Origin of the sequence: uncultured Dialister sp. (assembly GCA_900314595.1) — a bacterium.
In the GTDB taxonomy this organism is placed as follows: domain Bacteria; phylum Bacillota; class Negativicutes; order Veillonellales; family Dialisteraceae; genus Dialister.
Genome location: OMVW01000031.1, coordinates 1 through 18,852 on the forward strand (window position 1 = coordinate 1; position 18,852 = coordinate 18,852).

At 49.8% G+C, this 18,852-nt stretch carries 14 protein-coding genes; 5 read left to right on the forward strand and 9 right to left on the reverse strand.

The features are described 5' to 3' along the window. The 5 genes from tuf to QZN42_RS07835 all read right to left on the reverse strand — a co-directional run. A partial coding sequence (tuf, locus tag QZN42_RS07815; RefSeq protein WP_296956183.1) for an elongation factor Tu occupies positions 1–978 on the reverse strand: 978 nt, incomplete at its 3' end. 21 nt (positions 979–999) lie between these two features. After that, a complete protein-coding gene (gene fusA, locus QZN42_RS07820; protein ID WP_296956186.1) occupies positions 1,000–3,078 on the reverse strand; it encodes an elongation factor G in 2,079 nt (692 codons plus the stop codon). 20 nt (positions 3,079–3,098) lie between these two features. Then, positions 3,099–3,569: a 30S ribosomal protein S7 gene (gene rpsG, locus QZN42_RS07825; protein WP_296956189.1), complete on the reverse strand. Its 471-nt coding sequence runs from the start codon at positions 3,567–3,569 to the stop codon at positions 3,099–3,101. A gap of 57 nt (positions 3,570–3,626) precedes the next feature. Then, positions 3,627–4,001, reverse strand: coding sequence for a 30S ribosomal protein S12 (rpsL, locus tag QZN42_RS07830; protein ID WP_008860286.1), 375 nt, complete (start codon positions 3,999–4,001; stop codon positions 3,627–3,629). Positions 4,002–4,078: 77 nt separating this feature from the next. Then, positions 4,079–4,330 carry a ribosomal L7Ae/L30e/S12e/Gadd45 family protein gene (locus tag QZN42_RS07835; protein WP_296956193.1) on the reverse strand — a complete coding sequence of 84 codons (252 nt, stop codon included), beginning with the start codon at positions 4,328–4,330 and terminating at the stop codon, positions 4,079–4,081. A gap of 1,098 nt (positions 4,331–5,428) precedes the next feature. On the opposite strand from QZN42_RS07835, the gene QZN42_RS07840 reads away from it, so the two are divergent. The 4 genes from QZN42_RS07840 (at position 5,429) to QZN42_RS07855 (ending at position 12,603) form a co-directional block, all read left to right on the forward strand. After that, positions 5,429–5,974: a TIGR00730 family Rossman fold protein gene (locus QZN42_RS07840; RefSeq protein ID WP_296956196.1), complete on the forward strand. Its 546-nt coding sequence runs from the start codon at positions 5,429–5,431 to the stop codon at positions 5,972–5,974. Positions 5,975–6,481: 507 nt separating this feature from the next. Continuing rightward, on the forward strand, positions 6,482–10,774 hold the full coding sequence (locus tag QZN42_RS07845; RefSeq protein WP_296956198.1) for an acyl-CoA dehydratase activase: 4,293 nt from the start codon (positions 6,482–6,484) through the stop codon (positions 10,772–10,774). Beyond that, the gene (locus QZN42_RS07850) at positions 10,771–11,421 is read left to right on the forward strand and encodes a TetR/AcrR family transcriptional regulator (protein WP_296956202.1); all 651 of its coding nucleotides are present in this window, start codon (positions 10,771–10,773) and stop codon (positions 11,419–11,421) included. The genes QZN42_RS07845 and QZN42_RS07850 overlap by 4 nt, the downstream gene beginning before the upstream one ends. A gap of 495 nt (positions 11,422–11,916) precedes the next feature. After that, complete coding sequence (locus QZN42_RS07855) at positions 11,917–12,603, forward strand: HAD hydrolase-like protein (RefSeq protein WP_296956205.1); 687 nt, start codon at positions 11,917–11,919, stop codon at positions 12,601–12,603. 436 nt (positions 12,604–13,039) lie between these two features. Here the strand turns inward: QZN42_RS07855 and QZN42_RS07860 are convergent, their stop codons facing one another. The 3 genes from QZN42_RS07860 to QZN42_RS07870 all read right to left on the reverse strand — a co-directional run bounded on the left by QZN42_RS07860 (position 13,040) and on the right by QZN42_RS07870 (position 15,714). Beyond that, on the reverse strand, positions 13,040–13,327 hold the full coding sequence (locus QZN42_RS07860) for a Txe/YoeB family addiction module toxin (RefSeq protein ID WP_296956207.1): 288 nt from the start codon (positions 13,325–13,327) through the stop codon (positions 13,040–13,042). Further along, on the reverse strand, positions 13,327–13,578 hold the full coding sequence (locus QZN42_RS07865) for a type II toxin-antitoxin system Phd/YefM family antitoxin (protein ID WP_296956210.1): 252 nt from the start codon (positions 13,576–13,578) through the stop codon (positions 13,327–13,329). Before QZN42_RS07865 ends, QZN42_RS07860 begins: the two co-directional genes overlap by 1 nt. 483 nt (positions 13,579–14,061) lie before the next feature. Then, positions 14,062–15,714, reverse strand: a complete 1,653-nt coding sequence (locus QZN42_RS07870; protein ID WP_296956214.1) for an RNA-binding domain-containing protein — start codon at positions 15,712–15,714, stop codon at positions 14,062–14,064. A 941-nt stretch (positions 15,715–16,655) separates the two neighbouring features. Between QZN42_RS07870 and glf the strand changes: the two genes are divergently transcribed. After that, positions 16,656–17,774 carry a UDP-galactopyranose mutase gene (gene glf, locus QZN42_RS07875; protein ID WP_296956218.1) on the forward strand — a complete coding sequence of 373 codons (1,119 nt, stop codon included), beginning with the start codon at positions 16,656–16,658 and terminating at the stop codon, positions 17,772–17,774. 249 nt (positions 17,775–18,023) lie between these two features. On the opposite strand, the gene QZN42_RS07880 is transcribed toward glf, so the two are convergent. After that, a complete protein-coding gene (locus tag QZN42_RS07880; RefSeq protein ID WP_296956221.1) occupies positions 18,024–18,434 on the reverse strand; it encodes a four helix bundle protein in 411 nt (136 codons plus the stop codon). Positions 18,435–18,852: the final 418 nt, after the last annotated feature.

Genomic DNA, 18,852 nt, shown 5'->3' on the forward strand with positions numbered 1-18,852 from the left:
GTTGAAGAACGGGGTATGACGGCCGCCTTCATCTTTGGTCAGTACGTATACCTGAGCGGTGAATTCGGTGTGCGGATGTACGGAACCCGGTTTTGCGAGAACCTGGCCTCTTACGATGTCCTTACGGTCAATGCCGCGGAGCAGGGTGCCGATGTTATCGCCAGCCAGAGCCTGGTCAAGGGTCTTTCTGAACATTTCAACGCCGGTAACAACGGTCGGGGTCGGTTTTTCCTGGAGGCCGACGATTTCAACTGCATCGCCAACTTTAACAGTACCACGTTCTACACGGCCGGTAGCAACGGTGCCACGACCGGTAATGGTGAATACGTCTTCGACAGGCATCAGGAACGGTTTATCAGTTTCACGCTGCGGGGTCGGGATGTAGGAATCAACTGCAGCCATGAGTTCATGGATCTTCTGTTTGTCAGCTTCGTTGCCGTTCAGAGCGCCAAGAGCGGAGCCAACGATAATCGGAATATCATCGCCCGGATAGTCATAGGAGGAGAGGAGGTCTCTGATTTCCATTTCTACGAGGTCGATCAGTTCCGGATCATCTACCTGGTCAGCTTTGTTCAGGAATACGACGATAGCCGGTACACCTACCTGTTTAGCCAGGAGGATGTGTTCACGGGTCTGCGGCATCGGGCCGTCAGCTGCGGATACTACGAGGATAGCGCCATCCATCTGAGCTGCGCCGGTGATCATGTTCTTTACATAGTCAGCGTGCCCTGGGCAGTCAACGTGTGCATAGTGACGGGTTTCGGTTTCGTATTCAACGGTTGCGGTGTTGATGGTGATACCACGAGCTCTTTCTTCCGGTGCTTTATCGATGGAAGCATAGTCGAGGAAGTTTGCTTTGCCTTCTTCGGACAGAACTTTGGTGATAGCAGCGGTGAGGGTGGTCTTGCCGTGATCGACGTGACCGATGGTGCCGATGTTAACATGCGGCTTTGTTCTTTCGTAATGAGCTTTTGCCATTTCTTTTCTCCTTAAAAAATTTTATTTATTTCCGAGTCTTTCTTCAGTGATCTTCTGAGAAATAGCCTTCGGAACTTCTTCGTAATGATCGAAGGTCATGGTGAAGGTACCACGGCCCTGGGTGGAGGAACGGAGAGCGGTTGCATAACCGAACATTTCAGAAAGCGGAACGAAACCTTTGATTCTGGATTCGCCGTTTTCGCTTTCCATACCTTCGATACGTCCGCGGCGGGAGTTCAGGCCGCCGATAACGTCGCCCATGTAGTCTTCCGGAACATCGACTTCAACGCTCATGTATGGTTCGAGGAGGACAGGATCAGCTTTCTGGGCACCAGCCTTGAATGCCATGGAACCTGCAACCTTGAATGCCATTTCGGAGGAGTCGACATCATGGTAAGAACCATCATATACGGTAACTTTGATATCAACCATCGGATAACCGGCTACAACGCCATCCTGCATAGCAGCTTCGACGCCTGCCTGAATCGGGTTGATGAATTCTTTAGGAATTACGCCGCCAACGACTTCGTTAGCGAATTCAAAGCCTTTGCCTGCTTCCATCGGAGCCAGACGGAGCCAGCAGTGACCATACTGGCCATGGCCGCCGGTCTGACGAATGAATTTGCCTTCGGCTTCGACTTCTTTGCGAATGGTTTCGCGGTAAGCAACCTGCGGTTTGCCTACAGTGCATTCAACGTTGAATTCACGTCTCATGCGGTCAACGATGATATCCAGGTGGAGTTCGCCCATACCGGAAATAATGGTCTGGTTGGTTTCGGGATCGGTAGCAACGCGGAAGGTCGGGTCTTCTTCTGCCAGTCTCTGAAGGGCATTGCCCATCTTTTCCTGGTCAGCTTTGGTCTTCGGTTCTACGGCTACGGAAATAACCGGATCCGGGAATTCCATCTTTTCAAGGATGATCGGGTTGTCCGGATCGCACAGGGTATCACCGGTGGTTACATCCTTGAAGCCTACTGCTGCAGCGATATCGCCGGAGTAAGCTACATCGATTTCTTTACGGTGATTTGCATGCATCTGGAGAATACGGCCTACACGTTCCTTCTTGTCCTTGGTGGAGTTGAGGACGTAGGTGCCCTGATGAATTTCACCGGAGTATACGCGGAAATATGCCAGCTTGCCTACGAATGGATCTGCCATGATCTTGAATGCCAGGGCAGACATCGGAGCGGAGTCGGAAGCTTCGCGTTCTTCTTCTTCGCCGTCAAGGCTGGTGCCTTTGACCGGAGGAACATCCAGCGGGGAAGGCAGGTAGTCGATAACTGCATCGAGGAGCATCTGGATGCCCTTGTTCTTGTATGCGGAACCGCAGAATACAGGGAACAGTGCACAGTCAAGGACCTGTTTACGGATGGAAGCTTTTACTTCGTCGATGGAGAGTTCTTCACCTTCGAGGTATTTTTCCATCAGGTCGTCGTCGCCTTCAGCGGCAACTTCCATAATTGCATCACGAGCTGCTTCTGCTTCATCGAGCATATCAGCCGGGATGTCTTCGATATGAATATTTTTGCCAAGGTCATCTTCATAGATTTCAGCCTTCATGGTCAAGAGGTCGATGATGCCTTTGAAGGTATCCTGCTTGCCAATCGGGAGCTGCATGGCGATAGCCTTTGCATGAAGACGGGTGTCGATGGTCTTTACGGCATGTTCGAAATCAGCGCCTACGGTATCCATCTTGTTGATGAATGCGATACGGGGAACACGGTAGTGGTCTGCCTGTCTCCATACGGTTTCAGACTGGGTCTGAACGCCATCTTTCGCACTGAATACAGCTACAGAACCGTCGAGTACGCGGAGGGAACGTTCAACTTCTACAGTGAAGTCTACGTGCCCTGGGGTATCGATGATGTTGACACGATAGCCTTTCCAGTGGCAGGTGGTTGCAGCGGAGGTAATGGTAATACCGCGTTCCTGTTCCTGAACCATCCAGTCCATGGTAGCAGCGCCATCATGAACTTCGCCGATCTTGTGGTTTACACCGGTATAAAACAGGATACGTTCCGTGGTTGTTGTCTTACCTGCATCGATGTGAGCCATGATGCCGATGTTTCTTGTTTTTTCAAGCGGAAATTCTCTGCCCACGATTTTTTCTCCTTATATAATTACCAGCGGTAGTGAGCGAAAGCCTTGTTGGCTTCAGCCATTTTATGAGTATCTTCTTTCTTCTTTACTGCTGCGCCCGTATTGTTGAAAGCGTCCATCAGTTCACCTGCAAGACGTTCTTCCATGGTACGTTCGCTGCGCTGGCGGGCATAGGATACCATCCAGCGGATACCCAGAGTCAGACGGCGTTCAGCCCTGACTTCTACCGGCACCTGATAGTTGGCACCGCCGACACGGCGTGCGCGGACTTCCAGAACCGGCATAACATTATTGAGAGCCTGTTCGAAAATTTCGATCGGATCTTTATTCAGCTTGCTGTGGCAGATATCGAATGCGCCGTAAACGATAGATTCTGCGACACCCTTCTTGCCGTCCAGCATAACTCTGTTGATGAAACGGGTAACTGTCTTATTTCCATACACTGGATCCGGCAGTACGTCACGTCTCGTAACAGCACCTTTTCTCGGCATTGTTAGTTTCCTCCTTATATAGTAGTCTGTTAATCACATTATTTTAGAAATATTATTTTATTTCTTTTCGCGTTTAGCGCCGTATTTGGAACGGCCCTGCTGACGACCGGATACACCTACGGTATCAAGTGCGCCGCGGATAATGTGGTAACGGACACCTGGAAGATCCTTAACACGGCCGCCTCTGATGAGGACTACGGAGTGTTCCTGCAGGTTGTGGCCTTCACCCGGAATGTAAGCAGAAACTTCGATTCCGTTGGTCAGGCGTACACGGGCTACTTTACGGAGAGCAGAGTTCGGCTTCTTCGGGGTAGCGGTGTAAACTCTCGTGCAGACACCACGTTTCTGTGGAGACTGTTTCAGAGCCGGGGTCTTCGCTTTGGTTGCCAGAGTCTGGCGTCCTTTACGAACCAGCTGATTGATTGTCGGCAAAATGGGCACCTCCTTTCCATAAGATTAAATTTATAATTGATCCTCCAAAGCTTTAAGAAATAAAGCTTCGAAAGATATTACCGGGATTTGAGAAGCGCAGCGGATGCGGCCTTCACCTTGATTCCGCAGGCACGGCCGATTTCCTTCTTCGTGTACTGCCGTTCCACAGGAATCCCATTCGCGCTGCAGGCTTCCATAAGAGGCAGAGATATGCGCTCATCACAATCGGATGCGATGAACACCAAAGCGGCTTCCTGCTTTTCAAGAGCCCGCTCCGTTTCCTTCATGCCTACTACAAAATTTCCTGACTTTAACTCTTCCAGCGTCATGAGTCCTCCTGCGTACCATTACACGTAATCCACGCAACATTGGAATTATACCATTACATGTCACCAATGTCAAACATTTTTACAACCTTTTTTCTTCGATTTTATGCAGAACTTTTTTACAACGTATCCGTGTGTATCATTCCACATTTTCTCGAGGAAATTTTTCTTTCTCAGTTGGTCCGCTATCATTATTATATAGGAAATATGGTATCATGGGAATGTAAAATATTGGTAGAAATACTGTATGAAACAGGGCGAACTTTATTCTTCGATAACTTTTGTTTCGGGGTATCGGGATTATCGGGGCAATCGGGGCTGTCGGGAAGGATATGGTTTGCTGCGCAAACCAATCATATAGTATTTGAGGCGCAATTGGAATTCTTTTGATTAGAGTCAAATGAGCTGAATCGTTCTTCGTTGTTCGTTCTTCGTTCTTCGGAAGAGGATATGGTTCGCTTCGTGAACCAATCTTATATAATTTGAGGCGCAATCGGGATTCTTTTGATTAGAGTCATACGAGTTGAATCGTTCTTCGTTGTTCGTTCTTCGTGATTTCAGTGTGTCCCAATCCAGCCCCGGACGGGCTCCCCTCGAAAGGGGAGCTCCGCGAAGCGGTGAGGGGACGAACCGCACAATCATGCATGCCGGATGACGCAGATAATCATCATAGCCCCGTGCTCTTCCGGTCAGGGTGAAATGAAGCTGATTTTATACCCGCGCTGCCCGGCCGGATTTGTCATAATTCCCAATTAATATTGCGCCCGAAGGGCCGCCACCTTCCCGACCACCCCGATCATCCCGATTCAAAAGTCACTTTACCTGCGGTTCCCTTTTATATAATTTATTTAAAATAAAAGGCGGGCCCATATACTGTCGCCCGCTACCTTCCCGACAATCCCGACAACCCCGAAACTATTCCCGATAATTCCCGATTCAAAAGTCATTTCACCTGCAGTTTCCCTTTTATATAATTTATTCAAAATAAAAGGCGGGCCCATATACTGTCGCCCGCCACCTTCCCGCAATCCCCAATCCGCCATCCCCAATCCGATTTTATAAAGCCAAACCACTTACAGTTCCCTAAAGAAAGGACAGTCTATGAAAAACGTCACCATCTACTGCGGCTCCCGCTTTGGAAATAATACCGAATACGCCTCCTTTGCGGGGCGCCTGGGCGAGGCCCTGGGAAAGAACGGCTTCCACATGATTTACGGTGGAGGCACCGTGGGCCTCATGGGCATTACCGCCGATGCCTGCATGGCCGCCGGAGGAAAAGTCACCGGCATTATCCCGGAAATCTTCATTGCGAAAGAGCAGGCCCACCGGGGCATTACCGAGCTCATCGAAGTGCCGGACATGATGGAAAGGAAACAGAAACTCATGGACGCAGGAGATGCATTCATCATCCTCCCCGGAGGCATCGGAACCCTGGAAGAATTCTCCGATACCCTTTCCCACTACCGCATCTATGGAAATGGAAAGCGCCCTCCCATTCTCCTCATCAATCTGGATCATATCTACGATCCCCTCAAAGTCCTCTTTGAAAACTGGCTCTCCGCCGGATTCGTGGACAAAGAAGACCTCTCCTGCATCCACTTCTGCGAGGAACTGGAAGAAGTGATGGAGATATTGAAACAGATATGAGGTTTTAGTTTTTAGTTTTTAGCAGTTAGCGTAAGCCCTGTCGAACCCACTACGCACTAAAAACTAAGCATTAAGCACTACATGTAGTGGTTAGTGAAAAGCCATCACCCTTCAGCAGCCACAGGCAGGTACCCGTAAAAGGGACCTGCTTTTTATTTATATTATATATACATATAAAGACCCGCCTGTATCCGAATTCCACCGCCCGAAGGGACCGGACTGATGCCCCTGTACTTTCCCCGGCAGAGGACAGGATGGCTCTTGTTTCCTGTTTCAAACAGAAAGCCCGTCCCGGGATTATTATTTCCAACATTTTTTAAAATTTATCGCCCATTTTTTCAAACTCTGTTTAAACTTCTCATTGTATTCTATTGACCTCGGTGCTAAAATATAATCGAACAAATTAATCATTCGATTATAAACAACAGTTTTTAATCTGTATGGGGCACAGGCCTTATACTGTACTTATTATGCGGGTTTATTTCTCTGTTTCGGGAGGGTATTTCAATGAAACCAGTCATTCATGTAGGCATCGACGTCGGTTCTACCACGGTGAAGGTAGCCGCCCTTTCGCCTTACCTGAAGCTTCTTTTTGGCCGGTATCAGCGTCATATGTCAGATATCAGGAGCGCTACCATGAGCCTCCTGAAAGAATTACAGGAAAAATTTTCCGGATACCGCATTACGGCGTCCATTTCCGGTTCCGGCGGTATGGGTCTTGCGAAACTCATGGACCTGCCATTTACCCAGGAAATCCTGGCGGAAACGAAGGCTGTCCAGACTTTCCATCCCGATACGGATGTCATCATCGAACTGGGCGGGGAAGATGAAAAGATCACCTACCTCCGGAATGGCGTAGACCAGAGAATGAACGGCGCCTGTGCCGGCGGTACCGGTGCTTTTATCGACCGCATGGCTTCCCTCCTCTCCGTCGATGCTCCAGGTCTCGGTCAGCTGGCCGCCAAAGCGAAGCAGATTTATCCCATTGCTTCCCGCTGCGGCGTATTCGCAAAGACCGATATCCAGGCCCTTTTAAACGAAGGCGTATCCCATGAAGATATCGCCCTTTCCGTTTTCCAGTCCGTCGTAAACCAGACCATTTCCGGCCTCACCTGCGGCCGTCCGGTGCACGGCAAAGTGGCTTTCCTCGGAGGCCCCCTCACTTTCCAGCCGGTGCTGCGCGAACGTTTCCAGAAAACCCTGGATATTGCCGATGAAGATATGATCGTCCCGGACCATGGCGAACTGTACGTAGCCATCGGTGCGGCCGTTTCCGCCTGCCACGATAAACCTTTTGACCTGGACAGCTGGATTTCCAAAGTGGAACAGGAAAAAGACGTGGATCTGGGCATTTCCAAGACTTTGGACCCCCTCTTTGCCAATGATGAAGAATACAGAGAATTCATCGACCGCCACAGCCGTTTCCATGCGCCCAGATCCGATATTTCCAAAGCGGAAGGCTCCGTATGGCTCGGCATCGATGCCGGTTCCACCACCATTAAAGCAGTACTCCTCGATAAAGATGGAAATATCCTTTATGAATACTATTCCGGCAATAAAGGCACTCCGCTGGCAGGAGCGAAGAAGATCCTTTCCGACCTCTATGCGAAACTGCCGCAGGGCGTGACCATCGCAGGCGCCGGTGTCACCGGTTACGGCGAAGAACTGATCAAACGGGCCCTCCAGACCGATATCGGCGAAGTAGAAACCATGGCCCACTATAGAGGAGCCCGCCATTTCCTGCCGGACGTGACCACCATCCTCGATATCGGCGGTCAGGATATGAAATGCTGCCGCATCAAAGACGGGGCAGTGGATGAAATCCTCCTGAACGAAGCCTGCTCCTCCGGCTGCGGCTCCTTCCTCGATACGTTCGCCCAGTCCCTGGGCATGGACATCGAGACTTTCTCGAAAATTGCCCTGAAAGCGCCCCACCCCGTAGACCTTGGCTCCCGCTGCACGGTCTTCATGAACTCCCGCGTCCGTGAAGCCCAGAAAAACGGAGTCTCTGTGGCCGATATTTCCGCCGGCCTTTCCTATTCCGTCATTAAAAACGCTCTTTACAAAGTCATCCGTCTGCGCAAAGCTTCGGACCTTGGAAATAAAGTAGTCGTCCAGGGCGGTACCTTCTACAACGATGCAGTCCTCCGGGCTCTTGAAAAACTCCTGGACTGCCATGTGATCCGTCCCGACGTGGCAGGACTCATGGGCGCCTACGGCATTGCCCTCATCACGAAAGACGCCTGCCCCGAAGGCCACAAATCTTCCCTGGTCACCCCGGAAGAACTGGCTGCCCTTTCCTATACCAATGAAATGAAACGCTGCCCCGGCTGCGGCAACCACTGCATGATCACCATCACCCGCTTCAACGACGGACGTGCCTTCGTTTCCGGCAACCGCTGCGAAAGAGGGGCTGCCATCATGCTCACCGGAAAGACCGCTCCCCACTCTTCCCTGCCCAATATTTACCGCTGGAAATACGACAAGATTTTCCACCGCCGCCCCCTCACGCCGAAACAGGCAAGAAGAGGCACCGTGGGCATTCCCCGGACCATGAACATGTACGAAGACTACCCCTTCTGGCATGCTTTCTTCACGAAACTGGGCTACCGGGTCCTTCTCTCCAGCGAACAGCTCCGGGACATTCCTACGGAAGCCATGGAAACCATTCCATCCTACTCCGAATGCTTCCCGGCCAAACTGGCTCACGCCCATATTTATGACCTGGCCAAACGGCACCCGGACTTCATCTGGTATCCCTGCATCGATAAAGGACCGGACGAAGGCTCCACCAACAGCTACAACTGCCCCATGGTTGCCTCCTATCCGGAAAATATCCAGGCCAATATGGACGAAGTCCTTTCCAAATATAAAGCCACCCTCTACCATCCATTCCTTCCCCTTCACTCCGATAAAGTCATCGGAAGACTCCAGAAATTCTTCAAACCCCTGGGCATTTCCGGAAGTGAAATCGAAGCGGCTGTCCGCGAAGGACGGCTGGCCGAAAAAGAATACAAGCAGGAACTCTATCTGGAAACAAAACGGATTCTGAAAGAAATCGATGAGAAACACATCATCGGCATCGTCCTGGCAGGCAGGCCCTACCACGTAGATCCCACAGTCAACCACTCCATACCGGACCTCATCAACCAGCTGGGTATGGCCGTCCTTTCCGAAGACGGAGTATCCATGGTGGGCGGAGAATTCCCGAACCTCCGGGTCATGAACCAGTGGACCTGGCACAGCCGCCTCTACAAAGCGGCAGACTTCGTCACCCGTCATGCCAATCTGGAACTCGTCGAACTCAACTCCTTCGGCTGCGGCCTCGATGCAGTCGTTACCGATCAGGTACAGGAAATCATGGCCAAGCGCGGCCGCCTCTACACCTGCCTGAAGATTGACCAGAGTTTGAACCTGGGCGCAGTAAAGATCCGCCTCCGTTCCCTCAAATCCGCTATCAAAGAAAGAGTGGAAGAAAGTACGGCGGCTGCCCCGATTCTCTATCCGAAATCCGCTTTCACCGAGGAAATGAAGAAAGACTATACCATCCTCGTTCCTGAAATGTCCCCCATCCACTTCCCACTCATCGAAGCGGCAGCCAGAAGCTGCGGGTACAATGTGAAGATGCTTCCGCCGATTCATGCAGATATCGACGAAGGCCTCTCCTGCGTGAACAACGATGCCTGCTACCCGGCAATCATCACCATCGGCTCCCTTTTAAGAGCCCTGAAATCGGGCATGTACGATTTGAACAAGACAGCTCTCATGATGAGCCAGACCGGCGGTATGTGCCGTGCCTCCAACTACATCGGATTCATCCACAAAGCCCTTGACGAAGAAGGACTCTCCCAGATTCCGGTTATTTCCCTGAACACCCAGGGCTTTGAACCCCAGCCGGGCTTCAAATTCACCGCAGGCCTGGGCATCCGCCTCGTACAGGCCGTGGTCTACGGAGATGCCCTCCAGATGTGCCTCTACCGCACCCGCCCCTACGAAAAAGAACCGGGCAGCGCAGAGACCCTCTACCGCTCCTGGCAGAAAAAAGCGGCAGAATCCATCCTCAAAGGCGAATCCTACCACCAGTACAAGAAAAATATTTCCAATATCATCAAAGACTTCGAACGACTGCCCCTGACCGACGTAAAACGGCGACCGCGCATCGGCATCGTCGGCGAAATCTACGTCAAATTCAGCCCCATCGCCTCCAATGATATCGTCCATGCGATCGAAGCCAACGGCGGAGAAGCAGAAACGAGCGGCATGCTGGACTTCTTCCTCTACGGCTCCCTGGACAGCCACTTCCAGCGCAAATATATGGACGGCTCCTTCAAACAGGACCTGAAAGACTCCTTCAACCGCTACATCATCGAATGGTACAGAAGACCCCTGGAAAAAGCCCTCAAAGGATCGAAGAGATTCCACGAAATCACCCCTATTTCCAAACTCGCCAAACGGGCCTCCCAGTACCTGTCCCTGGGCAACAGGGCCGGTGAAGGCTGGTTCCTCACCGCCGATATGATCGACCTCCTCTACCACGAATGCCGGGGCGTCGTATGCCTCCAGCCCTTCGCATGCCTGCCGAACCATATCACCGGCGAAGGTATGATCCACAAACTCCACGGCGCATACCCTGAAGCCGTATTCCTCGCCCTCGACTGCGATGCCTCTGCCAGCGAAGTGAACCAGGCCAACCGCCTCAAACTCATGATGAACGCGCTCAATGAACAGGAAAAAGCAGCCCGGGAAATCCCGTTTGTTGAAAGAAATACCATGACCATCAGAAAGGGAACCACATTATGACGAAGAAACTCACCGACAAAGGCGAAAGAGTCCGTGAGAAAATGATCGAAACCACGGTGCACATCCTGCAGCAGCAGGGCTTCAAAAAAGCCACCGTCCGGGCCATCGCCAAAGAAGCAGGCGTAAACATCGCCTCCATCCGCTACTACTTCGGTTCCAAAGAAGAACTCATCGGCTGCGCCCTGGAATACATGATGGGTAACCTGGAAAATATCGTCGCCTACCTGGACGATACCAGATTCGGGCCCAAAGAGAGAATGAAGAAATACATGCTCGCCTACTTCGCCCTCGCCCGCCAGCACCCCTCCCTCTTCCGGAGCATCTCCAACCCCTCCAGCGAAGAAGCCAAAGACACCTACTTCATCTACCTCTCCCTCCTCCACAGCCAGTGCTGGGAAAAAGTCATCCACAATATAGCTGAAATGACCGGCTACACCGACCAGAGAGACCTGGAACTCAAAGCCATGCAGCTCTTCTCAGCCGTAGAATTTCCGATCATCCTCGTCTCCAACAAAAAAGACTCCTTCATCTCCGCCTATACCGATCCCGATACCCTCGACAGATACGTGGATATCCTCCTCGATAATGTGGAAGAGAAGAAAGAGAAGAATGTGTATATCAAGGAAATACTGCAGGGAGTGAGATAAAGTACTCGTTGTTCGTTATTCGTTGTTCGATGATTTCTCTCCATTCTTTTTCAACAACTGTAATTTAAAATGCGGCCCCTCGGGACCGCATTTTTTTGTGCCCATTTGGTATAATAAAATTCATAGACAATGATTTTTGCCAATTGACTCAAACGCAGGCCCTGTCCGGCGTCAGGCTCCCCTCGAAAGGGGAGCTCCGGCGCAGCCGGTGAGGGGACGAACAAGCTGAAACCTCCCACGGCAGGAGCGGCAAAATGCACAAGCAGGAAAATCATACTGCTATATTTCCATCTCCCTGTTCATCAATCATGCAAAAGCTGCCCTCCCCCCTCAGTCGCCTGCGGCGCCAGCTCCCCCCAGGGGGAGCCTGACCCATCCGCCGCTGAAAGCGGCTGACGCTTTTCCCCTTTTCGCTAACCTCTGCCCCTCCAGGGCCTTCTCCCCTTCAGCACACCTGTCGACGGGGCATGACATATTTCCAAGAAAGGTATACCAATGAAAAAATTCCTCCTCTTCGACCTGGACGGCACAATCTCCGAATCCGCACCGGGCATCATGAAATCCATGGCCTACGGACTGACTTTTGTAGGCATCCATGAAACGGATGAAAAAGTCCTAAAGACCTTCATCGGCCCGCCGCTGAACGTACGGCTGAGAGAACTCTACCACCTGTCCGAAAAAGATATCGCCACAGCAGTCACCCATTTCCGGGACATGTACGAAAATAAAGGAGGACTCCTCCTCTGCAGCACCTATGAAGGCATCGGAGAAATCCTCAAAAAGGCAAACGAAAAAGGATATATCCTAGCCGTTGCCTCCAGCAAACCGGAACCCTTCGTGAAGAAAATCATAGACATGTTCGGCTTCACCGGCTATTTCACCATCATCTGCGGTTCCAATCCCGAAGACGAACTCAAAGCCCCCGACGGTCACAGCCAGAAAGCCAGGACCATTCTCAAAGTCTTCTCCCTCCTGGAACAGAAAGGCTATTCCAAAGAAACCCTCCGCAAAGAATCAGTCATGATCGGAGACACCCACTTTGACATCGAAGGAGCTAAAGAAACAGGCATCGCCTCCCTCGGAGTCACCTACGGCTACGGCACAAGAGAAGAACTCGAAAAAGCGGGGGCCGATGAGATTGTAGATAAACCTGGGGAAATTTTAGGAGTATTGAAACTGTAATTGGCTTGCATATAAGTTCCCAGTTCCCAGTTCCCCATCAGGCCCTTCGTGCCATTCATCCACCAGTGGATTATCGATTTTACCTGTACCCCTGAACGCATGCTGAAGATTACGATATTCCGGAAATCGGAATCCGGGAAGGTGCGCCGCGAAAAAGTTGTAAAGCGGCGCATTTTTTATATACAATATCCACTTCATGCCAATTGAGATAAAAGTACAGCATGCTATCGTTTCAGGCTCCCAAGGCTTGGGGAGCTGCCGAACGCATCGAGACTGAGGGGTTGTTCTACCGTTTCAAGGCACATATGAGGCTGACTGCCAAAAAGTACATGTGCCAAAAGACTCCATCAAAAAATGCCGTCCCCCGGGGGGAAGCCTGACCGACCGATGGACCATTGATTCCAATAAAAAATCCACAGTCTCTTTGGACCGTGGATTATTCATAGTGTGTCCACATCCGTATGATTTTTACAGTGCCTTCATACCGGGTGCCCTTATATTCGCAGGGCTCCCGGAAGACCTGGTACACCAGCCGGTGCTGCAGATTGATGTGTCTTGAAAAATAACCCTGAAAAATCCCCACCAACACCTTATGAAGAGGATGGTTAAGAAATGGATCCTCCCTCAGGATTTGTATCAGCCTCTTTGCCTTTTCATCCAGATGAGCGGCCTTCAGATGGGAAATATCCTTAACAGCCTGTTTCGTACAAACGATATGAAACATTACCAGTCTACCTCTTCCTCCGGAACACAATCCCCGATGGACGTTTCCCCTCCCTCGCGGATAGATTCCACCATTCCCGGTACACTGGCCAGGTACAGAGTCTCCTGAATGGCCTTCCAGTCATCCTCAGAAACCAGTACCCCGTTCTTTCCCTTCGTATTCGTAATCGTCACCGGTTCTGAATTTTCATTCACCTCATTGAGCAGCTGGTAAATGTTCTGCCTTGCCTTTGTTACACTGATAGCGGTCATAGCAATCACCTCTTTGTCTCAGTATAACGTACGTAGTTACGTACGTTAATATAGGAATTGAGGAGAGGGGTTAGGGATTGGGTGCGGTGCACCGCAAAATATTTGTGAAGCGGCGCAGTTTTATATCCCCACCCACCCTGCATCAGGCCCTGCGGGCCGCAAGTATCAACTGCCCGGCCGGATTTCATACCATTCGTTGCAGCATAATCCCACTCATCGCATCGACATAAATTTTTATATAGTCAGGCCTATGATACGATCAGGCCTTGCGGGCCAAAAACATACTGACTCACATGCAGGCCATGACCGGCATCAGACCCTCCTCGACAGGGGGCTCCGCGCAGCCGTGGCAGGACGAACGAGTCAAAACCCTTCGAGGCGCCAGCGTCTATAATTTCAAACCGAATTTTCAACAGCTTTGATGTATCGGTTTTTTCAATTCCTTTGCATTGTCCGGGATTCGAGGCCTTAGGTGATACACCCTTATTTAACCGCCTTTACATATTTTGCAGATCGGCCTTTTCCCTCTAACCGGATTTTCCCTTCATTCTTTAAAGTTTGAAGCAAACGATAAGCCGCAGAAGGAGTCACATGAAGCAGTTCTGCCACATCCTGTCGAGATATTTTTCCCTTTTCAGCAAGAAATTTTAATATCATTTCCGGATAGCGGATACGATTAATACCAACCTGACGGACATAACCGGGTAATGCACCACGAGCCTTATAAACATTTGCGCTTAAAATATAAGACCTGTTTTTCCCATTTCCAATAGCTTCCGCAATGCCATACTCTACCAGACTTTCCAAAATCACTCTAAGCCGGCTTTCTTCTATGGAAAAATCACCCTTTAAATCCTCAAACTGCACCCTGTGCTGCTTTTTGAGATAATTGAGAACTAATAAAGCATAAACAGAAAAATCGTGATGATGTTTTTTCTCCTCCTCCGTAAGCATAGAAATAAATGATTTATCAGGAAGTGAATTAGGAATAAAAAGTCTCACCATCTGATCACTTGACTGACTGTAATCCGGGACCCCCTTCCCATAACGGAGGGTTCCTTCATAAATTCTGTCAATCCCACGTCCCGAGCGTTCTGTAAGCCCTATTCGCTTCAAGCAGTCTGCAAGGACCGGGTTACGTCCATGAGGCTCCGCATCAATCAGGTTTTTATAATTGATTCCCTCTATGAAACCACCCGGATTACTGATCGTCAGCCCCTCATTATTGATAAGCACCCGCACCCGGCCAAGCATGGAATAATCCCTGTGGCTGAAAGCATTGACCAGAGCCTCGCGGAAAGCCCTTTTATCATAATTCGGGATAGGAATGCGAAAAAGCCCATCTTCCATTTCCTCCTCCCTGTTCCATGCATTGAAATAATCAGTAATTTTTTCAAAGGCAGCTAAAAGAGGAAGCGTAAAAGACTCATTGACCTTCAAATTTGTTCCATCCATCACCTGAATAGCAGACTCTGCAGTTGGGACCAGTTCCTGAAGCCTGTCCTTTCTACCCAATATGAGAAGCCCTGTCAAAGTAGGACAGATTTTCCCATCAACCATCGTCGTTAGACGAAGCGCCTGATCCAATTCCCTGTCCTCCAATCCAAGCAGCATCGTCTCTCCGTGGTAAATCCGGATAATATTTCTCAGCCGTTCCCTTTCCAGCGGATCAAAATCCTGAACATTGCTCCCGGCTACAGGCTGGGCAGAATAATCCAGTAAAGAAAGATCCGATAAGCGGGAAACAATCTCATAAGGATACATAGGAACATTCTCCGGCATTCCGTCAACCTTGATTCTCCTTCTGACCAGCTTGCCGGAAGAAGTGGCCACAATATTCTTATGTCTTGGAACAGTGATTTTCAATACAGGAATTCCATCAAAGAGAAGAATCTCAGAACGTACTGATACCGGTGGAATCGTCTTATTAGCTATAAAAGCATTTACCCGGTCAATATCCCGGTGATCTTTATGCAGACCCGTAACTTCCCCATCATCCTCTACCCCGAGATAGAACTCGCCACCCTCAGTATTAGCAAAAGCAACGACAGCCTCAATTATCTCACTATCGGGATACTTCTTCTTATCACTCTTGAATTCAACTGTTAATGACTCCTTGAAATTGATATTTGCCATGAAAATCACCTCTTTATAGATATATTAACACACGCGTGCGTTTATTTGAAGCAATAGAAACGCACGCGTGCGTTTAATATATGGTTTCCACATTTTTCGGATGAGAATAAAAGCACAAAACGCTTCTATAATATAATTGACCCGTAACTTTAAAGAAACATAAAAATTCCCAATCTTTCATCAGACTTGAGAATATGGACTTAATTTTTCAAAAGCTTTGAAATCTCAGCTGTCTTCGAAACTTTGCATTGTCTGGGAGTCAGGAAACGGGACTCGGGTTGCCGCATCAAATTTATGAAGCGGCACAATCAAAAATATATCAATTATCTCAAACTCGCGGTATGCTATCGGTCACCATCTCCTCAAGCTTTGCTCTCGAACGCGATTTGAAGGAATGGGGCACAGCCGAACGACGCGCAAATCGCAGTGAGAGTCATGCAGAGGCTGAGTGGTTGTTCTACACCTGCAAGTCGAAAAATGGCTGACTGCCGAACCATCCCCGGCCGCAAGCCTGACCGTGGGTGGGCGGGCTGATGGAATCTGCCACAGGCTGATGTTTGACTCGGAACTCGGAACTTCCATGCGCCCCTGTCCGGAACTCCCATGCAAAATAAATACTCGCGGCGCTTTATAATTTTTTGCGCCGCACATTCACGATAGCCACGTCAGCCACGATAATCACGATGCGGCGTTGTTATACTAAGCTGCATCGACATAAATTTTTATACAGTCAGGCCTATGATACGACCTGCCGAAGGCTGATGCCTGACTCGGAACAGGTAACTTCCATGGGCCCCAGTGTGGGCGTTCGGAAATCGGAGCTTCCACGCGAGTCCCCTCCGGCAAGCGTAAATTTATCTGCAATTCGTATTTCTAATTCCCTGCTCATCCTTTTTATGCTATGATGATAATGGTTTATTGTGAGTAAAAGGAGATTCATTATGAAATACGATTACCTCATTGTCGGTGCCGGTCTTTTTGGTTCCGTTTGTGCCAGAGAGCTGACCGATGCCGGAAAGAAATGCCTCGTTGTAGACAAACGCCCCCACATCGGAGGAAATATATATACAGAAGCCATTGAAGGCATCCAGGTGCACAAGTACGGTGCCCATATTTTCCACACCAACCTTACCAACGTATGGAAATACGTGCAGCGCTTTGCCACCTTCAACCGTTTCACCAATTCCCCCGTGGCCAATTACCATGGAGAACTCTACTCCCTCCCCTTCAATATGTACACATTCAACAAAATGTGGGGCGTAGTCACTCCGGAAGAAGCGGCTGCAAAGATTGAAGAACAGAGAAAAGCAGCCGGCATTACGGAGCCGAAAAACCTGGAAGAACAGGCCATTTCCCTCGTAGGTACCGACATTTACGAAAAACTCATCAAAGGCTATACCGGAAAACAGTGGGGCCGCCCCTGCACCGAGCTTCCTGCATTTATTATCAAGAGACTCCCTGTGCGCCTCACCTTTGACAACAACTATTTCAACGCCCTTTACCAGGGCATTCCGGTAGGCGGCTATACGAAAATGGTGGCAAGGATGCTCAAAGGCATCGACGTCCATCTCCACTATGACTACCTGGGAAATAAAGAAGAACTGGACGCAAAAGCAGACCACGTCATTTATACCGGACCCATCGACGCCTACTTCCGCTATGCCCTTGGCCCCCTCCAGTACAGAAGCGTCCGCTTCGAGACGGAAGTACTGGACAAGCCGAACTTCCAGGGCAATGCAGCTGTGAACTACACCGACCGTGAGACCCCCTGGACACGCATCATCGAACACAAATGGTTCGAATTCGGCAAAGATGCAGATGGCAGGGACCTGCCGAAGACCGTTATTTCCAGAGAATACTCCTCCGAATGGGAAGTGGGCGACGAACCCTACTACCCCGTAAACGATGAGAAGAATGGAAAACTGTACCTCGCCTATAAGAAAATGGCAGACCGCGAGAAAAAAGTCACCTTCGGCGGCCGGCTTGGAGAATACAAGTACTACGATATGGACCAGGTCATTAATGCGGCACTCAATTGTGTGAAAGAACTGGAGAAATAAGGATAACTATTTTAACTGTAAATCGATCAACTTTGAATAATCAGTTATTTTCAATGACCTTGCATTGTCCGGGACTCGGGATGCGGGACTCGGGGTGGTGCGCCGCATCAAATTTGTGAAGCGGCGCATTTTTATATACCCACCCGCCCACCCTTCTTCAGTCCCTTCGGGCCGAGATGGTATGTAACGGCTTTGATTTTTCAACTATCCGGGGACTTTAGAATAACCGGGACCGATAAGGACTTCCTATTACTTATCCCAATTCTCGTAATTTTTATTTGCCTTATCTATAATCATCTTCCGTCTCAGGCTGTTAATCAATTTGTTCAGCATCTGTGCGACCCGGGCGCTCATAGCCATGGCAGCTTCTATATCTTCCTCTCTGCAATACCCTATATCGAGACAGGCCTGAAGCTGTGCCTGTACTTCCGCATTTGACGCCCTGGCCATACCAAGATAATGTATATAATCCTGCGTCCCGATTCTTGCATTTCCTTCCGCTATATTAGATGATACAGAAATGACCGCCCTGCTCAGCTGGTCATACAGGTTTTTACTTTCCGAAGGCGGGAGCTGCCGAATGACTGCATATACAAGCCGTGTTAATTCCCTGGACCGCTGATATACCACAAGATCTTTATACGAATAAATATCATTCATAGTACATTCCTCCCTTACTCTATTTTAAAGGAAATAAAACACCCTGCAAAGAAAAATATCGATCGTATAGACGGTAATGTATATAAGCAGCCGCCCGCAGGGCCGATAAAGGGCGGGTGGGCGGGAATATATACTCTGTTCCGCTTTACGAATTGTGCGGCACACCTCCCCGATTCCCGTTTCCCGTCTCCCGGACAACGTACAGTCATCTCGGAAAGCTGTTATTTCAAAGTCAGCACACCTTCAGTTCAAGCCCGCAGGGCTGATGGAAATATATACTTCGTGCCGCTTTACGAATTGTGCGGCACACCTCCCCGATTCCCGTTTCCCGTCTCCCGGACAACGTACAGCCATCTCGGACAACTGCTATTTCAAAGTTGTTTCAAATGCAGTTCAAGCCCGCAGGGCTGATGGAAAT